The sequence below is a fragment of the Streptomyces sp. NPDC104309 genome (assembly GCF_055584025.1).
Window position 1 is genome coordinate 38,857 of the sequence record NZ_JBVJMV010000023.1, and the last position, 17,208, is coordinate 56,064.

General features: G+C 70.3%; 14 protein-coding genes. 9 read left to right on the forward strand and 5 right to left on the reverse strand.

The window, feature by feature from the left end:
- Nucleotides 1–225 precede the first annotated feature (225 nt).
- Genes ACZ68L_RS28950 through ybaK form a run of 3 tightly spaced genes read left to right on the forward strand, consistent with a single transcriptional unit; the run spans nt 226 to nt 2,544 of the window.
- Complete coding sequence (locus ACZ68L_RS28950) at nt 226–1,263, forward strand: hypothetical protein (protein ID WP_469582300.1); 1,038 nt, start codon at nt 226–228, stop codon at nt 1,261–1,263.
- A gap of 5 nt (nt 1,264–1,268) precedes the next feature.
- Complete coding sequence (locus ACZ68L_RS28955; protein ID WP_469582303.1) at nt 1,269–2,012, forward strand: LON peptidase substrate-binding domain-containing protein; 744 nt, start codon at nt 1,269–1,271, stop codon at nt 2,010–2,012.
- 28 nt (nt 2,013–2,040) lie between these two features.
- Nucleotides 2,041–2,544, forward strand: a complete 504-nt coding sequence (gene ybaK / locus ACZ68L_RS28960; RefSeq protein WP_469582307.1) for a Cys-tRNA(Pro) deacylase — start codon at nt 2,041–2,043, stop codon at nt 2,542–2,544.
- A gap of 187 nt (nt 2,545–2,731) precedes the next feature.
- On the opposite strand, the gene ACZ68L_RS28965 is transcribed toward ybaK, so the two are convergent.
- The 4 genes from ACZ68L_RS28965 to ACZ68L_RS28980 all read right to left on the reverse strand — a co-directional run bounded on the left by ACZ68L_RS28965 (nt 2,732) and on the right by ACZ68L_RS28980 (nt 6,903).
- A complete protein-coding gene (locus ACZ68L_RS28965; protein WP_469582310.1) occupies nt 2,732–3,466 on the reverse strand; it encodes an ABC transporter permease in 735 nt (244 codons plus the stop codon).
- Nucleotides 3,467–3,500: 34 nt separating this feature from the next.
- Entirely contained in the window at nt 3,501–4,229 is a 729-nt protein-coding gene (locus ACZ68L_RS28970; RefSeq protein WP_469582500.1) for an ABC transporter permease, read from the reverse strand.
- Between the two features lie 265 nt (nt 4,230–4,494).
- Nucleotides 4,495–5,469, reverse strand: coding sequence for an ABC transporter ATP-binding protein (locus tag ACZ68L_RS28975; protein WP_469582504.1), 975 nt, complete (start codon nt 5,467–5,469; stop codon nt 4,495–4,497).
- Between the two features lie 156 nt (nt 5,470–5,625).
- Entirely contained in the window at nt 5,626–6,903 is a 1,278-nt protein-coding gene (locus ACZ68L_RS28980; protein WP_469582313.1) for an NYN domain-containing protein, read from the reverse strand.
- A gap of 224 nt (nt 6,904–7,127) precedes the next feature.
- Between ACZ68L_RS28980 and ACZ68L_RS28985 the strand changes: the two genes are divergently transcribed.
- Entirely contained in the window at nt 7,128–7,307 is a 180-nt protein-coding gene (locus tag ACZ68L_RS28985) for a hypothetical protein (protein WP_469582316.1), read from the forward strand.
- Nucleotides 7,308–7,407: 100 nt separating this feature from the next.
- Here ACZ68L_RS28985 and dnaE read toward each other — a convergent pair whose 3' ends face one another.
- Nucleotides 7,408–10,947, reverse strand: coding sequence for a DNA polymerase III subunit alpha (dnaE, locus tag ACZ68L_RS28990; RefSeq protein ID WP_469582318.1), 3,540 nt, complete (start codon nt 10,945–10,947; stop codon nt 7,408–7,410).
- Nucleotides 10,948–11,116: 169 nt separating this feature from the next.
- Between dnaE and ACZ68L_RS28995 the strand changes: the two genes are divergently transcribed.
- From ACZ68L_RS28995 to ACZ68L_RS29015, 5 genes are all read left to right on the forward strand, one after another.
- Nucleotides 11,117–12,451: a DUF2252 domain-containing protein gene (locus ACZ68L_RS28995; protein ID WP_469582320.1), complete on the forward strand. Its 1,335-nt coding sequence runs from the start codon at nt 11,117–11,119 to the stop codon at nt 12,449–12,451.
- 70 nt (nt 12,452–12,521) lie between these two features.
- The gene (locus ACZ68L_RS29000) at nt 12,522–13,244 is read left to right on the forward strand and encodes a hypothetical protein (RefSeq protein ID WP_469582323.1); all 723 of its coding nucleotides are present in this window, start codon (nt 12,522–12,524) and stop codon (nt 13,242–13,244) included.
- Nucleotides 13,245–13,292: 48 nt separating this feature from the next.
- The gene (locus ACZ68L_RS29005) at nt 13,293–14,108 is read left to right on the forward strand and encodes a DsbA family protein (RefSeq protein ID WP_469582326.1); all 816 of its coding nucleotides are present in this window, start codon (nt 13,293–13,295) and stop codon (nt 14,106–14,108) included.
- A 128-nt stretch (nt 14,109–14,236) separates the two neighbouring features.
- Nucleotides 14,237–15,895: an alkaline phosphatase D family protein gene (locus tag ACZ68L_RS29010; RefSeq protein WP_469582327.1), complete on the forward strand. Its 1,659-nt coding sequence runs from the start codon at nt 14,237–14,239 to the stop codon at nt 15,893–15,895.
- Nucleotides 15,896–16,210: 315 nt separating this feature from the next.
- Nucleotides 16,211–17,191, forward strand: a complete 981-nt coding sequence (locus ACZ68L_RS29015) for a zinc metalloprotease (protein WP_469582329.1) — start codon at nt 16,211–16,213, stop codon at nt 17,189–17,191.
- The last annotated feature ends 17 nt before the right edge of the window (nt 17,192–17,208 follow it).

A 17,208-nucleotide genomic window follows, 5' to 3' on the forward strand; every position in this document is an offset into this window, starting at 1 on the left:
CGACCGTCACCCTTCCGTCGGCACCCGTCACGATGGCCGGGTTCCCGGGTCGAACGACTGGCCGAACCACGGCACACGTACCGGCCGGCCGACACCGGAGCGTCAGGAACAAGCCAGATTCCGCACTTTCCTTTGCTTTTTATTGACCACGCTCGATACAACCCATTCACTCGGCACCAACTCTTCACAGTGCCCCCCTGGCGCCGCCCCGACCAGCGCTTTTCAATGGTCTGCACCATGCCATTCCTTCGCGCTCTGCTCCGTACCGCGCGCACGATCCGGCGCTCCCCCCGGGGGCTCGCCGGGCTGCCGTCGGACGACGCGGTGCTGCTCGACGCCCCCGACGAGCGGCTCTCCCCGGCGCTCGTCGCCGCCGCCCTCGGGGAGTACGAACCGGCCGCGAAACTCCTCGCCACCACCCGGGACGGCGCCGAGTGGGAGAACCGTGACCGCTACCTCGACCGGCTCGTCACCTTCGCCCGCAACCGCGACGCCTGGCTGACCGACTGGCTCGCCGCCGCGCCGCACGACCCGGACGCGCTGCTCGTCAAGGCCGAACTGGCGGTCCGCCGGGCCTGGGAGTCGCCGGTCCGGGCCGAGCAGCTGCGCGAGCTGGGACCGCTGATCACCGCGGCGGCCGACGCCGATCCGCGCGACCCGGTGCCCTGGCGGCTCGCGCTCGACCACGCGCGCGGCACCCACGCCACGCACACCACCTTCGAGGCGCTGTGGGAGCAGGCGATCCAGCGCTCCTCGCACCATTACGGCTGCCATGTCGCGGCCCTGCGGTACCTCTCCGCCGCCTGGTACGGCTCGCACCGCGAGTGCTTCGACTTCGCCGAGCGGGCCGCCGAGGACTCGCTGCCCGGCTCGCTGGTGCAGGCGCTGCCGCTGCGGGCCGCCTTCGCCGTCCTGGTCGACGGACCGGCCGTACGGACCACCTCGGTGCAGGAGGAACGGATCGACGCCGCGGCGGACCTGGCGATCACGCTGTCCGCCTCGTTCGCACCGGGCGATCCCTGGCCGGCCGAGGCCCGCAACCTGCTGGCGTTCGTACTGGTCGCCCGGGGCCGCTGGGAAGAGGCACTGGAACAGTTCCGGCGGATCGGACCGCATGCGGCCTCGTTCCCGTGGTCGTCGGTCTCCGACGACCCGCTCGGCCGGTTCCTCGACACGAGGGACGATGCGCGGCGCCGGGTGGCCTGTGTGACGTTCTCGCCGGGCCGGGCCGACCACAGCGGGCCACACGGCCATTACGCTTGACCGTTGTGACCACCGCCCGCCTGCCTCTGTTCCCGCTGAACGCGGTGCTGTTCCCCGGCCTCGTGCTGCCGCTGAACGTCTTCGAGGAGCGCTATCGCGCCATGATGCGCGAGCTGCTGAAGACCGACGACGACGAGCCCCGCCGCTTCGCCGTGGTCGCGATCCGCGACGGCCGCGAGATCGCCCCGACGGCCACCGGCATGCCGGCCGCGACGCACACCCGCGCCGAGCGCGGTCCCTCCGACGGTTTCGGCCCGGATCCGGTCCAGACCTTCCACCGGGTCGGCTGCATCGCCGACGCGGCGAAGATCCGGGAACGGCCGGACGGCAGCTTCGAGGTCCTCGCGACCGGCACCACCCGGGTCAAGCTGCTCTCCGTCGAGGCGAGCGGTCCTTATCTCACGGCCGAGCTCGAAGAGCTGGACGAGGAACCCGGCGAGGAGGCCGGCGCGCTCGCGGAGGGTGTTCTGCGGGCCTTCCGCGCCTACCAGAAACGGCTGGCCGGGGCGAGCGAACGGTCGCTGACCACGGGCGCGGACCTTCCCGACGACCCCTCCGTCGTCTCCTACCTGGTCGCGGCGGCGGCCGTGCTGGACATTCCGTCGAAGCAGCGGCTGCTCCAGGCACCCGACACCGCGACCCGGCTGCGCGAGGAACTGACGCTGCTGCGCGCCGAGACCGCCGTCATCCGGCATCTGCCGTCCCTGCCGGCGGTGGACCTGACCCGGGCCCCGACCCACCCCAACTGACCGACGACCGACCCGAGGACCCTTCCCCGTGGCGAAGAAGCCGAAGAAGCAGCAACAGCCCGGCGGCACCCCGGCGACGGTCGCGCTGAGCGCGGCCGGTACTGCGTTCACCGTCCACGCCTACGAGCACGACCCGGCGTCGGCCTCCTACGGCGAGGAGGCCGCCGAGGCACTGGGCGTCTCCCCCGACCGGGTCTTCAAGACGCTCGTCGCGGACGTCGACGGCGCCCTCACCGTCGCGGTCGTCCCGGTGGCCGGTTCCCTGGACCTCAAGGCCCTGGCCTCCGCGGTCGGCGGCAAGCGAGCCGCGATGGCCGACCCGGCGGCGGCGGAACGCACCACCGGCTACGTACGGGGCGGCATCTCGCCCCTGGGCCAGCGGAAGCGGCTGCGTACGGTGCTGGACGCGTCGGCGCGGTCCCACGAGACCATCTGCATCTCGGCGGGCCGCCGCGGCCTGGAGGTCGAACTGGCCCCCACGGATCTGGCCTCGCTGACGGGAGCGGTGTTCGCGGAGATCGGCCGGGAGTAGTCCCGCCCCGCTGTTCTCCCGATCCGACGGGCGCAAGGGTGCCCGCCCTGTGCTTGCGGACCCGGGGGTCCGATGGCTTCGGGGGCCGGCGGTGGATCCGGGGGGCCAGGGGCTGAGCCCTCGGCGCTCCGGGAAGGGCGGGCAGGGGCCGGTTCCCCGCGGCGGCCCACCCCGTACCCGTACCCGACTAGGACCCGTCCGGCGGCCCACCCGCACCCGGGGCAGCGGGCCCCGCAGCGGGCCCCGCACCCGGCACGGGGCCACCCGCGGTCCACCCCGGGAACGCGCCCCACTCCGGTTCCGGATCCCTCGGCCCGAACAGCGCCGTCAACCCGAGATGAACCGCCATCGCCGCCAGCGACCACATGAGCAACGCGGCCCCCTTGGCCCGCAGCCGAAGCGGTGCGTCGAAGACCACGCCCTTGCCGACCGCCCGCGCGTGCGCGACCACGTCCTGGTTCGGCCCGAGCCATACGCCCAGCCGCCAGGCGACGAGGGAAGCGAGCAGTCCGCCCAGCGCCAGCCCCACCACCAGGGCGATCCCACCGCGCCGCTGGAACCAGAAGACCAGCGCCGCGGAGACCGCACCGCATGCCAGCGCGAGGAGCACGAACGTGCCGTCGGCGCCGATCGCCTCCTCTCCCTCGCTGTCACTCAGGAAGACGGCCGTGCCGTCCGAGATCAGCGGGACCCGCGGAGCCAGCCACACCCAGAGGAGTCCCAGCACGACACCCGAGACGGTCACGAGCAGGGTGACGAGAGCGGCCCGCCGCAGATCCGACCGGCGGTCGTTCTCCCCCTCGGACTCCGCCAGGACACCGGGGCCGGGGCCACCGGGGCCACCGGACCCGCCCCATTTCGGCGGGGTCTGCCAGGGGTTGTTGGACGAGGGCTCGTGAGGCGGTGTCAGAGGTGCGGTCACCGTGCCATCGTGCCAGGCGTACCTGTGCCGCGCCTCACCGGACCGCTGCCCTGCGGTACGCCCAGGTGGCCACGGCCAGCGACAGGACACCGACCGCGGCGCAGACCGCGAGGTCCAGTGCGACGACCACCCAGTCGGGGTGGGCGTCGAAGGACCGGGAGAGCGCCTCGACACCGTAGGTCGAGGGCAGCAGATCACGGGCCCAGTCGATCGGCGCGGGCAGCCTCTCGGCCGGCAGGACACCGAGCAGCAGCGCCGCCGACATGCCCAGCTGCCCGAGCAGCGTGGCCAGCTCCTGCCGGGGCGCGAGCAGTCCCAACGCCGCGCCGAGCCCGGACAGCGCCGCCCCGGAGAGCGGGATGACGGCGACGAGCACCCACAGATGCGTCAGCGGCAGTCCGAACAGCACGCTCCCCGCCACGGCCGTGACGATCGTGCCGGGCACGGTGAAGGAGGCGTACGCCCCGGCCGCGCCGAGCACCACCGCGGCGGGCGGCACGGGCAGCGTGGCGTAGTGGTCGAGCCCACCGCCCGCCCGCAGCTGCCCGAAGTACTGGGCGAGCAGATTGAGCGCGACGAAGGCCACCACGAGAACGCTGGACCCGGCGACGACGGCCCGTGCCTCGGAGCCGCCGTCGACGACCCCGCGCATCAGCACCATGATCCCCACGGACTGGAAGGTCGCGACGAAGAGCAGCGGGATGCGGGCGACCCTGGCCCTGGACAGCTGGGCGCGGTAGACGGCCGCGAGTGAGGGGAACAGCCGGGCCCGCGGCGCGAGCGGCGCGGGGGCCGCCCCGTCGTGACCGTGACCGTCGCCGACGGCACGGCCGTCCTCGGCGGTCCGGACGGGTCCGGTCACCGCCTGCGCGGGAACGATGCTCGTCACCTGGCGCTGCTCCTCTTCGCTCCCTGCCCGGCCACGCACACGCAGCCGGCCGCCACTCCCGTCCCGGCCACGCGCGCGTACCCGGCCGCCCCGCGCCTCCCGCGCGTCCCAGGCATCCCGGTCGCCCCGCCCGCCCCGGTCATGACTTCACCAGCCCCATGGTCGCGTCCCCGCCGAGCGCGAGATAGACGTCCTCCAGGCTGGGCGTCGCCAGTGTGAAGTCGTCGAGTGCGGCGAAGGCCGCGCCGCCGGTCACCGCGGCGACCGCCGCCCGTGCCTCGTCGGGGCCGAGCCGCAGCACCCAGCGCCGCCCGGACTCCTGGGCCGAGCCGCGCAGCGCGGCCACCTCGGGCACCTCCAGGGGCGCGCGTTCGCGCCACACCAGCTCGACCCGGACCTCGTCGGCGACCCGTTCCTTGAGTCCGGTCGGCGTGTCGCAGGCGATGACCTTGCCGCGTTCGATCACGGCGACCCGGTCGAGGACCGTTTCGGCCTCGATGACGTTGTGGGTGACCAGCAGCACCGTGGTGCCGCGCTCGGCCCGGCGGCGGTCCACGGCGGCCCAGACGGCGCGCCGCGCGACGGGGTCCATCCCGGTCGTCGGCTCGTCCAGCACCAGCACCGGCCGCTCGCCGACCAGCACGGCGGCGAAGCAGGCCAGCCGCCGCTGCCCGCCGGACAGCTTCTTCAGGGGGCGCCCCGCGATCTCGGTGAGGCCGAGTTCGTCGAGTACGGCGTCGCGTTCGGCGCGGGCGTCCCGTACCGCGAGGCCGCGCAGGCGTCCGGTGGTCTCGGCGGCGAGCGACACGGTCAGTTCATCGAGGGCGGTGGACTCCTGCCCGAGGTACCCGATCAGCCGGGAGGCCCGCTCGGGGTGCCGGACGAGATCGTGGCCCAGCACGGTGACGCTGCCGGAGTCGGGCCGCATCAGCCCGGTGAGCTGTCGTACCAGGGTGGACTTCCCCGCGCCGTTGGGTCCGAGGAGTCCGAAGATCTCGCCGCGCCGCACTTCCAGGCTGATCCCGTCGGTGGCGCGCACCTCGGGTGTGGCGGGTGCCCCGCGACGGCCGCGGGCGGCGGGATAGGTCTTGACCAGATCACGCACCACGCACACGGTCCCGGTCGCCGTCTGCGCCTGTGCTGTGCCCGTACTCACGAGGTACGAGAGTACGGGGTCGGATGCCCCGTATTACGCCCGGGGCCGTGCCGGTCGGGCATCGACGCCGCATTCGCCGGACGGGGATGCCCGATCGGCGGGCCCGCTGCCCCGTCAGTCGCCGGACAGACCCGTCCGCTCCGCCAACGGGGCGTGTTCCGCCGCGGCCCGTACATCGATCTCCCGCCAGAACCCCGCACGGATCGCATAGCGGTCGTGCTCGTCGATCTGGTCGTCCTTGTGGGCGAGCAGGCCGAACCGTGCCGCGTACCGCAGCAGTTCACCGTCGATGCGGTGCGGGATGCGCGGATACATGGTCGACAGCTTCTGCAGATGGGTGTTCTCCGGCAGCCGCTCCATCCAGCGGCGGGCGAAGACCTGTCCCACCTCGAAGGGATCGCCGCCGACGGTGGTGATGTCCTCCTCGCGGTCCGCCCAGCGCTGCTCGGCGCTGGTGAGCTGCGCCAGCGTCGGGAGGGACGCGGTTTCGGCGGGCTCGCCCAGCGGTCCGCCGCGCTCCATCCAGCCCTTGTCGGAGGACCAGCGCAGGGTCGCGTTGGCGGGCGAGGGCTGCTGGGCCGGCTGGGCGCCGGGGCCGCGCAGGGTGCCTGCCAGGTCCTTGGGGGTGGGGACACCTCTTGCGCCGGGGCCGGGCCGGTCGGCGGCGGGGCCCTCCTCGGGCGGTGGGACGGCGCTGTCGGCGGCGTTCTCCGCCGACCGGGCCTCCGCGGCCCGCTCGGCGGAGGCGGCGAGGGCCGCCTCGGGCAGGGGCGCGGAGAGGATCGCGGCGATCTCCGGGCGGGGCACGGGCGGCGGGGCGCAGACACCGCCGGTCTCCTTGGCGCGTACGGCCCCGGTGATCCAGGCCCGGTCGAGCACCCTTCGTTCATCGGCCTCGGCGACCAGGTCCTCGGACTGGTTGTAGTCGCCGTCGGCGGCCTGGACGGCCCACAGATGGACGGCGACGCCGTGTTCCTTGGCGGACATCAGGCCGGGCAGCAGATCGCCGTCACCGGTCACCAGCACCACGTCCGAGCAGGCCCGGTTCCTGGCCAGTTCGGTGAGTTCGGCGTGCATCGCGGCGTCGACGCCCTTCTGCGCCCAGCGCCCGTCGCTGCGGGTGAGAGCACCGAGCCGGACGGTCACCCGGGGCATCACACGCAGCCTGCGGTGCTCGGGCTGCGGTACGCGGTCGGGGGCGCCGTCGAACCAGTAGATCCGCAGCAGCGGCTGCCGCGTGTCGGCCTCCGCCAGCTCGCGCAGGCCCCGGATGAGGGCCGCGTGGTCGACGGTGATGCGGGAACGGGCGGGCTCTCCGGCCAGCAGGCTCGCGGCCGCGCCCAGCAAGTAGCCGGCGTCCACCAGGACGACGCAACGGTCCACGCGTTCCACCCTCTTCCAGAAGTTCGGGTGTGGTCCTTACCAAGGGTTTCCTTCGAGTCTGCCCGACCACGCAGGGGTTGACGGCCGGAACTCGATCATCGGCGTGGCGGATCCCGAAAACGGCGCATGATACCCGATCACTACGCACGGTAATGATCCAACATGCATCCTTTACACCATTATGTGAATCTGAACGCGGTCCTGGCCCCGAGAGTCCCCACAGGAGGAACACCATGGCCAAGAACAAGAACCGCAAGCAGGGCAGCCGGCAGAACCGCGCGACCGGTCCGGAGCGGGGTGCGGAAGAGACCAAGTCGCCCGCGTACGACTCGCAGATACAGCCTCAGTCGCAGCCCCAGGGCAGCCCTGCCGATGTCGCCCGTAAGCACCAGCGACGCTTCGGCCACAACTGACGGGCGAATCGCCGGCCCCGGTCCGGACACCGGCCGACCTACGAGAGGGGCGCTCCCGCTTTCGCGGGGCGCCCCTCTCGTAGGTCGGCGGTGAACCGGTTCAGCCGGCCAGGCAGGACGGGCCGAGCAGCACCTTCAGGTCACCGAAGAGCGCCGGGTCGGGCTTCACCCGGTGCCGGTCGAGCCGGAGCACCGTGGTCTTGCGGGGGCCCTGGAGCTTGATCCGCACCTCGGTGTCTCCCCGGTGGTTGCTGAGGACCTCGCCGAGGCGGCTGACCATCGGCGGGGTGATCTTGACCGTGGGGATGGTCAGGACCACGGGGGCGTTGGTGCCGGCCGAGGAGATGTCGGGGACCTGCATCTCCATGGCGACCAGGCGGGGTACGTCCTCGCGCTTGTCGAGGCGTCCCTTGACGAAGACGACGGTGTCCTCGACGAGCTGGGTGGACACGAGCTGGTACGTGGCGGGGAAGAACATGCATTCGATGGAGCCGGCCAGGTCCTCGACCGTGGCGATGGCCCAGGCGTTGCCCTGCTTGGTCATCTTCCGCTGCAGGCCGGAGATGATGCCTCCGACGGTGACGATGGCACCGTCGGCGTGCTCCCCGCCGGTCAGCTGCGAGATCGAGGAGTCGGCCTTGTCGGACAGCACGTGTTCCAGACCGAAGAGCGGGTGGTCGGAGACGTACAGGCCGAGCATCTCGCGCTCCTGCGCCAGCAGGTAGGACTTCTCCCACTCGATGTCGGAGAACTCCACGTCGAGCCCGAAGCCCGGCTCGTCGCTCTCTTCCTCGCCCATGCCGCCGAAGAGGTCGAACTGCCCCTCGGCCTCCTTGCGCTTGACCTGCACCACGTTGTCGATCATCGGCTCGTGGTGGGCGACCAGCCCCTTGCGGGTGTGGCCCATCTCGTCGAAGGCGCCGGCCTTGATCAGTGATTCGACGGTGCGCTTGTTGCAGACGACCGCCTCGACCTTGTCCAGGAAGTCGGGGAAGCTGCCGTACTTCCCCTTCGCCTTGCGGCACCGGATGATCGAGTCGACGACGTTCTGGCCCACGTTGCGGACGGCCGTGAGGCCGAAGAGGATCACGTCGTCGCCCTGGGCGGCGAAGTTCGACAGGGACTCGTTGACATTGGGCGGCAGCACCTTGATGCCCATGCGACGGCACTCGTTGAGATAGACCGCCGACTTGTCCTTGTCGTCCTTGACCGAGGTCAGCAGCGCCGCCATGTACTCGGCGGGGTAGTTCGCCTTCAGGTACGCGGTCCAGTAGGTGACCAGGCCGTACGCGGAGGAGTGGGCCTTGTTGAACGCGTATCCGGCGAACGGCACCAGGACGTCCCAGAGCGCCTGGATCGCCGCATCCGAGTAGCCGTTCTTCTTGGCGCCCGCCTGGAAGAGGACGAAGTTCTTCGCCAGTTCCTCGGGCTTCTTCTTGCCCATCACGCGGCGCAGGATGTCGGCCTCGCCGAGCGAGTATCCGGCGATGATCTGGGCGGCCTTCTGCACCTGCTCCTGGTAGACGATCAGGCCGTAGGTCAGGCCGAGCGTCTCCTTGAGCGGCTCCTCCAGCTCCGGGTGGATCGGGGTGATCTCCTGCCGGGCGTTCTTGCGCTCGGCGTAGTTCGTGTGCGAGTTCATGCCCATCGGGCCCGGCCGGTACAGGGCCGAGACGGCGGAGATGTCCTCGAAGTTGTCGGGCTGCATCTGGCGCAGCAGCGAACGCATGGGGCCGCCGTCGAACTGGAACACGCCGAGCGTGTCACCGCGGCAGAGCAGTTCGTACGTCTTCGGGTCGTTCAGCGGGAGGCCGAGCAGGTCCAGCTTGACGCCCTTGTTGGACTCCACCATCTTGACGGCGTCGTCCATGATGGTCAGGTTGCGCAGGCCCAGGAAGTCCATCTTCAGCAGGCCGAGCGACTCGCACTGCGGGTAGTCCCACTGCGTGATGGTGACGCCGTCGGTGTGCCGCACCCAGATCGGGGCGTGGTCGACGATCGGCTCGCTGGACATGATGACGCCCGCGGCGTGCACGCCCATCTGCCGGACCAGGCCCTCGACGCCCTTCGCGGTGTCGATGACCTTCTTCACGTCCGGCTCGTTCTCGTACATCCCCCGGATCTCGCCCGCCTCGCTGTAGCGCGGGTGCTTGGGATCGGTGATGCCGTTGAGGTCGATGCCCTTGCCGAGGACGTCGGCGGGCATGGCCTTGGTGAGCCGGTCGCCCATCGCGTACGGGTAGCCGAGGACGCGGGCGGAGTCCTTGATGGCGTTCTTCGCCTTGATCTTGCCGTACGTGCCGATCATGGCGACCTTGTCGGCGCCGTACTTCTCCGTCACGTACCTGATCACTTCGACGCGCCGACGCTCGTCGAAGTCGATGTCGACATCGGGCATGGAGACGCGCTCGGGGTTGAGGAACCGCTCGAAGATCAGTCCGTGCTCGATCGGGTCGAGGTCGGTGATGCCCATCGCGTACGCGACGATCGAACCGGCCGCGGAGCCTCGGCCGGGGCCGACCGCGATGCCGTTGTTCTTCGCCCACATGATGAAGTCGGCGACGACGAGGAAGTAGCCCGGGAACCCCATCTGGATGATGATGTCCATCTCGTACTCGACCTGCTTCTGCCGGTCGTCGGGGACACCGCCCGGGAAGCGGCGCTCCATCCCGCGCCGCACTTCCTCCTGGAACCAGGTGATCTCCGTGAACCCGTCCGGGATGTCGAACTTCGGCATCAGGTCGCGCTTCTCGAACATCCCGGCGGTGTCGATCTGCTGCGCGACCAGCAGCGTGTTGGCGCACCCCTCCTGCCAGGCGTCGGAGGAGTCGACGGCGTACATCTCGTCGGTGGTCTTGAGGTAGTAGCCGGTGCCGTCGAAGCGGAAGCGGTCCGGGTCGGAGAGGTTCTTGCCGGTCTGGATGCACAGCAGCGCGTCGTGTGCGGTCGCCTCGTGGGCATAGGTGTAGTGGGAGTCGTTGGTCACCAGCGGCGGAATGCTGAGCTTCTTGCCGATTTCGAGGAGCCCGTCACGGACGCGGCGCTCGATCTCGATGCCGTGGTCCATCAGCTCCAGGAAGTACCTGCCCTCGCCGAAGATGTCCTTGTAGTCCGAGGCCGCCTGCACCGCCTCGTCGAACTGACCCAGCCGCAGCCGTGTCTGCACCTCACCCGAGGGACAGCCGGTCGACGCGATCAGCCCCTCGGACCACTGGGCGATGGTCTCCTTGTCCATACGTGGCCACTTCTGCAGCCAGCCCTCCGCGTACGCGTCCGACGACAGCCGGAAGAGGTTGTGCAGCCCCGTCGAGTTCGCCGCCCAGATCGTCTTGTGGGTGTACCCGCCCGAACCCGAGACGTCGTCGCGCTTCTGATGCGGCTGACCCCACTGGATCTTCCGCTTGTGCTTGCGCGACTCCGGGGCGACATACGCCTCGATCCCGATGATCGGCGTCACCCCCGCCTTCTGCGCCGAATGGAAGAAGTCGTACGCCCCGTGCAGATTGCCATGGTCCGTCATCGCGATATGCGACATGCCCATCTCATTGCACGCGTTGAACATGTCCTTGAGCCGCGCGGCACCGTCCAGCAGCGAGTACTGGGTGTGGACGTGAAGGTGCGTGAAGGGCGGCTTGGTCACGGCGTCGGGCCTCCGGGAGAACTGGCGATGGCTGGCTGGGGGGACAGCGTGGAAGTCTACGTCTCCGAGCTGACAGACGAGGGGCACTCCCGGGTACGGTCGCGCGTTGGAGGGGCTGAGAAGCCCGTCCCCTTTGTCATGCACGTCAGGTAGCAGGAGGCACCCACAGATGTCGGAAGCGCAGACCGGCGCGGCGCAGCGCGGGGAGCAGATTCTTGAGGTCTTCGACACCGCGTTCGGGGAGCTGCTGGCCGCCGATCCGGCTGCCTTCCGGGTCAAGTTCCGCAAGATGGCGGGCTCCGCGTTCGCCTTCTACCGGGGCACGGCGTGTCTGTTCTACAACGACCTGGAGCGGGAGCGGCACGGTGGCCCGTATCTGGACGAGCGGACCGGCCGGGTGTGGATCCACGGTGATCTCCACGCGGAGAACTTCGGCACGTACATGGACGCCAACGGCCGGCTGATCTTCAACGTGAACGACTTCGACGAGGCGTACGTCGGCCCGTTCACCTGGGACCTCAAGCGGTTCGCCGCCTCCGTCGCGCTGATCGGGTACGCGAAGGCGCTGGGCGACGACCAGATCACCGAGCTGGTCCGGATCTACGCCGCGGCCTACCGCGAGCGGATCCACGCGCTGGCGACCGGCGCGAAGAACAGCGACATATCGGAGCTGCCGCCCTTCACCCTCGACACCGCCGAGGGCCCGCTGCTGGACGCGCTGCGCGACGCCCGGTCGCTGACCCGGTTCTCGCTGCTGGACTCGATGACGGAGATCCGGGACTTCGAGCGCCGGTTCGCGGCGGGCGGCGGCTCGATCGATCTGGACGCGGCGACGCGCTACAAGGTGCTGGCCGCCTTCGACGGCTATCTGGAGACACTGCCGGAGTCGAGCCTGGCGCGCCCCGACTCCTACCGGGTGAAGGATGTCGTCGGCCGTCGCGGCATCGGCATCGGTTCGGCCGGGCTGCCCTCGTACAACATCCTTCTGGAGGGCAACAGCGACGCCCTGGAGAACGATGTGGTGATCTATCTCAAGCAGGCGCAGACCCCCGCCGTCTCCCGGCACATCACCGACGCGGCCGTGCGCGACTACTTCCAGCACGAGGGTCACCGCACGGTCATCTCGCAGCGCGCCCTGCAGGCGCACGCCGACCCGTGGCTGGGCTGGACCGAGCTGGACGGGGCCGGACAGCTGGTCGCCGAGGTGTCTCCGTACGCGGTCGATCTGGACTGGTCCGACATCGACGAGCCGGAGGAGATCGCCGCGGTCGTCGCCGACCTCGGCCGGGCGACGGCGACGATGCACTCCGCGGCGGACGACGAGAGCGGCCACTCGCTGGTGCCGTTCTCCACGGAGCGGGCGATCGACGCGGCGATCGCGGCGGACGAGGAGGGCTTCGCCGACCTGCTGGTGGACTTCGCCCACGGCTACGGCGCCAGGGCCCGCGCCGACCACCAGATCTTCGTGGATCTCTTCCGCAACGGCCGGATTCCGGGGCTGTAGGACCCTCGCGCGAAACTGTTCCCGCCCCTTCGGGGAGCGCCTACAGGTTCGCATGCGACACTCCTCGACGATGGACATATCCGGGACGCAGCTCAGAGTCGTTCGCGCGGCGCTTTTCACAGCGCTCGTCGTGACGCTCTCCAGCGCGTCCCATGTGCTGCTCTCCCGGGTCGCGCTGCCGCTGAACGTCGTCGCGCTGCTGGCCGGTGCGGTCTTCGCCGTGGCGTACGCGCTGGCCGGCCGGGAGCGCGGCTTCGGGGCGATCGCCGGGCTGCTGATCCCGCTGGAGCTGGCCGCCGACACCGTCTTCACCACCGGCCAGCACCTCTGTTACGGCGCGGCGGGCGGCCCGATCGCGGGCCCGCTGCGCTCGGTCGGCGTCGATGTGCTGTGCGGCGGCGGTGACATCGGCGCCGGGGCGGCCCAGGTCGGTGACGTCGGTACCCCGTTCGCCTCGGTCACCGGCGCCGGACACACGACGGCCGCGCTGCTGGCATCCCCGGGTCCCGCGGTGCCGTGGCTGCTGCTCGCCGCCCATGTGACGGTCGGGCTGCTCGCTGCGGCCTGGCTGCGGCGCGGCGAGTCGGCGCTCGTCGGCCTGTTGGGCGCGGTCGCCGTTCTGGCGTTCCGGCCGCTGCTGATCGCGGTCGCCGTGGTGGGTACGGCCCGCCGCTCCGAACGCCGCCGGGTGCGCCCCGCCGGACGCGGCCCGCTCCCGCTCGTTCACGCCCGTCTGCTCGTGCACTCCGTGGGACGGAGGGGACCGCCGCGCTCGGCCTGCGCCATCGCCTGAGCACGCACATCCCTGACGACGTACCACCCACACCACGGAGAGACGAACATGAGCAAGCGCAACAGCCAGGCCAACAAGACGGCGGCCCGCGAGCGACTGCGCGCCGAGCGCGAGCGCCAGGTCAAGAAGGACAAGGCACGCAGGCAGATCATCGTCGGTGTCTCGATCGTCGGCGCACTGGCGGTCGTCGGCGCCGCCAGCTGGGGTGTCATGCAGCTGAACAAGCCGTCCCACTGGGAGGCGGCCAAGGACGCGAAGAACGTCACGGCGCCCAAGAACACCTCGGGCGAGAACGGCACGACCGTCGTCATCGGCAAGTCGACCGCCAAGAAGACCCTGGAGCTGTACGAGGACTCGCGCTGCCCGATCTGCGCCACGTTCGAGCAGACCATCGGCGAGACGGTGCACAAGGACGTCGACGCCGGGAAGTACAAGATCAAGTACATCGGCGCCACGTTCATCGACAACGCCTCCAACGGCGAGGGCTCGAAGAACGCGCTGAGCGCGCTCGGCGCGGCGCTCAATGTCAGCCCCGAGGCCTTCCTCGACTACAAGTACGCGCTCTACTCCGCGAAGTACCACCCGGAGGAGACCGACGACAAGTTCAAGGACGACGCCTATCTGATCAAGATCGCCGACTCGGTGGACGCGCTGAAGGGCAACAAGGCGTTCCAGAAGGACGTCGAGGACGGTACGTACGACAGCTGGGCGATGAAGATGTCCGAGGCGTTCAACAAGAGCGGTGTGAGGGGAACCCCGACGCTGAAGATGGACGGCAAGGCGCTCACCGACGGAAAGAGCGAGAACGCTCCGATGACGGTGGCCGACTTCAACACCGCGGTCAACGCCGCGCTGAAGGGGTAGGGCCTCCGGCGGGCAGGGCCGAAGGCCCCGTCCGGCCGACGAACCCCCGGCTGCGGCTCTCCGACGGGCAGGCGAACTTCCTTGGTTCGCCTGCCCGTTCACCTTACCCGTCAGTAGGCTGATGGGCCGTGACCAGTCGACGTAATTCTCCGTCCCTGCCCGCCCCCAGCCGCCGCACGGTCGTCAAGGCCGCTGCCGCCGGCGCCGTCATGGCCCCCGCGCTGAGCGCCACCACCGCCCGCGCCGCGGACGGGCCCGCCTTCCTGCACGGCGTCGCCTCCGGCGATCCCCTGCCCGACGGCATACTCCTGTGGACCCGCGTCACCCCGACCCCCGACGCCGTGCCCGGCTCCGGCCGCGGCGTCGATACGGCAGTGCGCTGGGAGGTCGCCGAGGACAAGGAGTTCGCCCGGGTCGTCGCGCAGGGCTCCACCGTCGCGAGCGCCGCCTGCGACCACACCGTCAAGGCCGATGTACGGGGACTGAGCCCGGCCACCGCGTACTGGTTCCGCTTCTCGGCGGGCGACGGTACACGGGCCTGCTCACCGACGGGGCGCACCCGCACCGCGCCCGCGGCGGGCGCGGCCACCCCCGGTGTGCGCTTCGGGGTGGTCTCCTGCGCCAACTGGGAGGCCGGGTTCTTCTCCCCGTACCGGCATCTCGCCGCCCGCGCCGATCTCGACGCGGTGCTGCACCTCGGCGACTACATCTACGAGTACGCCTCGGGCAGCTACCCGGCCGCGAAGTACGTCGTACGTCCGCACGAGCCGAGGCACGAGATCCTCACCCTCGCCGACTACCGCACCCGGCACGGCACCTACAAGACGGACAGCGACCTCCAGGCGCTGCACGCCGCCCACCCGGTGATCGCGATCTGGGACGACCACGAGTTCGCCAACGACGCCTGGTCGGGCGGGGCCGAGAACCACACGCCGGGCACGGAGGGCGCCTGGGCCGACCGGGTCGCAGGCGCCAAGCAGGCGTACTTCGAGTGGATGCCGGTCCGCGCCTCCACCGAGGGCACCGTCTACCGCCGGCTGCGCTTCGGCAACCTGGCCGATCTCCACCTCCTCGATCTGCGCACCTTCCGCTCCCAGCAGTCGACGATCGGCAACGGCTCGGTCGACGACCCGGATCGCACGATCACCGGCCGGGCCCAGCTGGACTGGCTGAAGTCGGGCCTGGCCGGCTCGGACGCCGCCTGGAAGCTGGTCGGCACATCGGTGATGATCTCGCCGGTCGCGTTCGGTTCCGTACCCGCGCATCTGCTGGGTCCGCTGGCCGAGTTGCTGGGGCTGCCCAAGGAGGGGCTCGCCGTCAACGTCGACCAGTGGGACGGCTACACGGACGACCGCAAGGAACTGATCACGCATCTGCGGGACCGGTCGATCACCAACACGGTCTTCCTGACCGGCGACATCCACATGGCGTGGGCCAACGACGTACCGGTGAAGGCGGCCACGTATCCGCTCTCGGCCTCGGCCGCCACCGAGTTCGTGGTGACATCGGTGACCTCGGACAACCTGGACGACATCCTGCATGTCGCACCGGGGACCGTCTCGGTCGTCGCGAGCGCGGCGGTCAAGGCGGCCAACCGTCATGTGAAGTGGGTGGACATGGACTCGCACGGCTACGGCGTGCTCGACGTCACCGCCGAGCGCTCGCAGATGGACTACTACGTGGTCTCCGACAGGACGAAGCGGGACGCGACCGCCGCCTGGACGCGTTCCTACCGGACGCTCAACGGAACACAGAAGGTCGAGCGGGTGAACCAACCGGTGCGCTGAGGGTCTGTTTTCAGCCACTCCAGGCCGTGTTGACGGCGTATTACGTCGCTACGGCGGGTGGTGTGCTCCCCGACCCCAATGGGGACACACCACCCACCGGGGTAACGCGGGACGTTACGCCGACGTCTCAAACTCTGGAACGCGCAGAATTATTTCTTCCTGTTTCTCCGCTTTGCCCCGTGATTGATTGGGCTTGATCGATTCTCCTCAAGATCTGACATGCGCACGTAATCTCCCGGCGGCGGGGAAGGAAATCCCTCCCCCACACATCCGCGAGGAGTCCCTGTGCGCACTCTTGCCCGTATATCACCGCGTATGCGTAACCGTGCGATCGGCACCGCCGTCCTGGCCGGAACCCTGGCCCTGGCACCGCTCTCCGCCACCCCCGGCACCGCCGCCGCAAAGACGTCCGCCTCCTCCGCGTCCTCCGCGTCCGCCACGTCCGCCGAGAAGTGCGCGAGCGGTACGAGCGCCGGCGCCACCGCACGCGCGGCCCGCCCCTCGGGCGCCAAGCACGCCTCGGACCCCAATGAACTGACCGCGGCCCAGGCCAAGGCCATGGACACACAGCTCAAGGAGAGACTCGCGGACCGCCGGGTGAGCGGCTCCACGCTCGCCGCCGGAGCGACCGTCCCGGTCTACTTCCACGTCATCCACTCCGGCACCACCGGCAAGCTCACCGCGAGCGACATCAGCAGCCAGATGAGCGTGCTCAACGCGGCCTACAGCGGCCAGGGCACCGGCAACACCAACTCCGGCTTCCAGTTCTCGCTGGCCGGTACCGACTACACGGACAACGCCTCCTGGTACAACCTCTCGTCGGGCTCGGCCGCCGAGAAGTCGATGAAGTCGACGCTGCGCAAGGGTGGCAAGAACGCGCTCAACGTCTACACCGCCAACCTCGGCGGCGGCCTGCTGGGCTGGGCCACCTTCCCCAGCTCGTACACGTCCAGCCCGAGCATGGACGGCGTCGTCATCCTGGACGCCTCGCTGCCCGGCGGGTCGGCCACCAACTACAACGAGGGCGACACCGCCACCCACGAGGTCGGCCACTGGATGGGGCTGTACCACACCTTCCAGGGCGGCTGTAACGGCAACGGCGACTACGTCGCCGACACCCCGGCCGAGGCGAGCGCGGCGTACGCCTGCCCGACCGGACGCGACACCTGCACCAGCAAGCCCGGTGTCGACCCGATCCACAACTTCATGGACTACACCTACGACTCGTGCATGTACCAGTTCACGCCGGGCCAGGTGCAGCGGATGAGCGACAGCTGGACCGCCTACCGGGGCTGATCCACCGTCCGTACGAA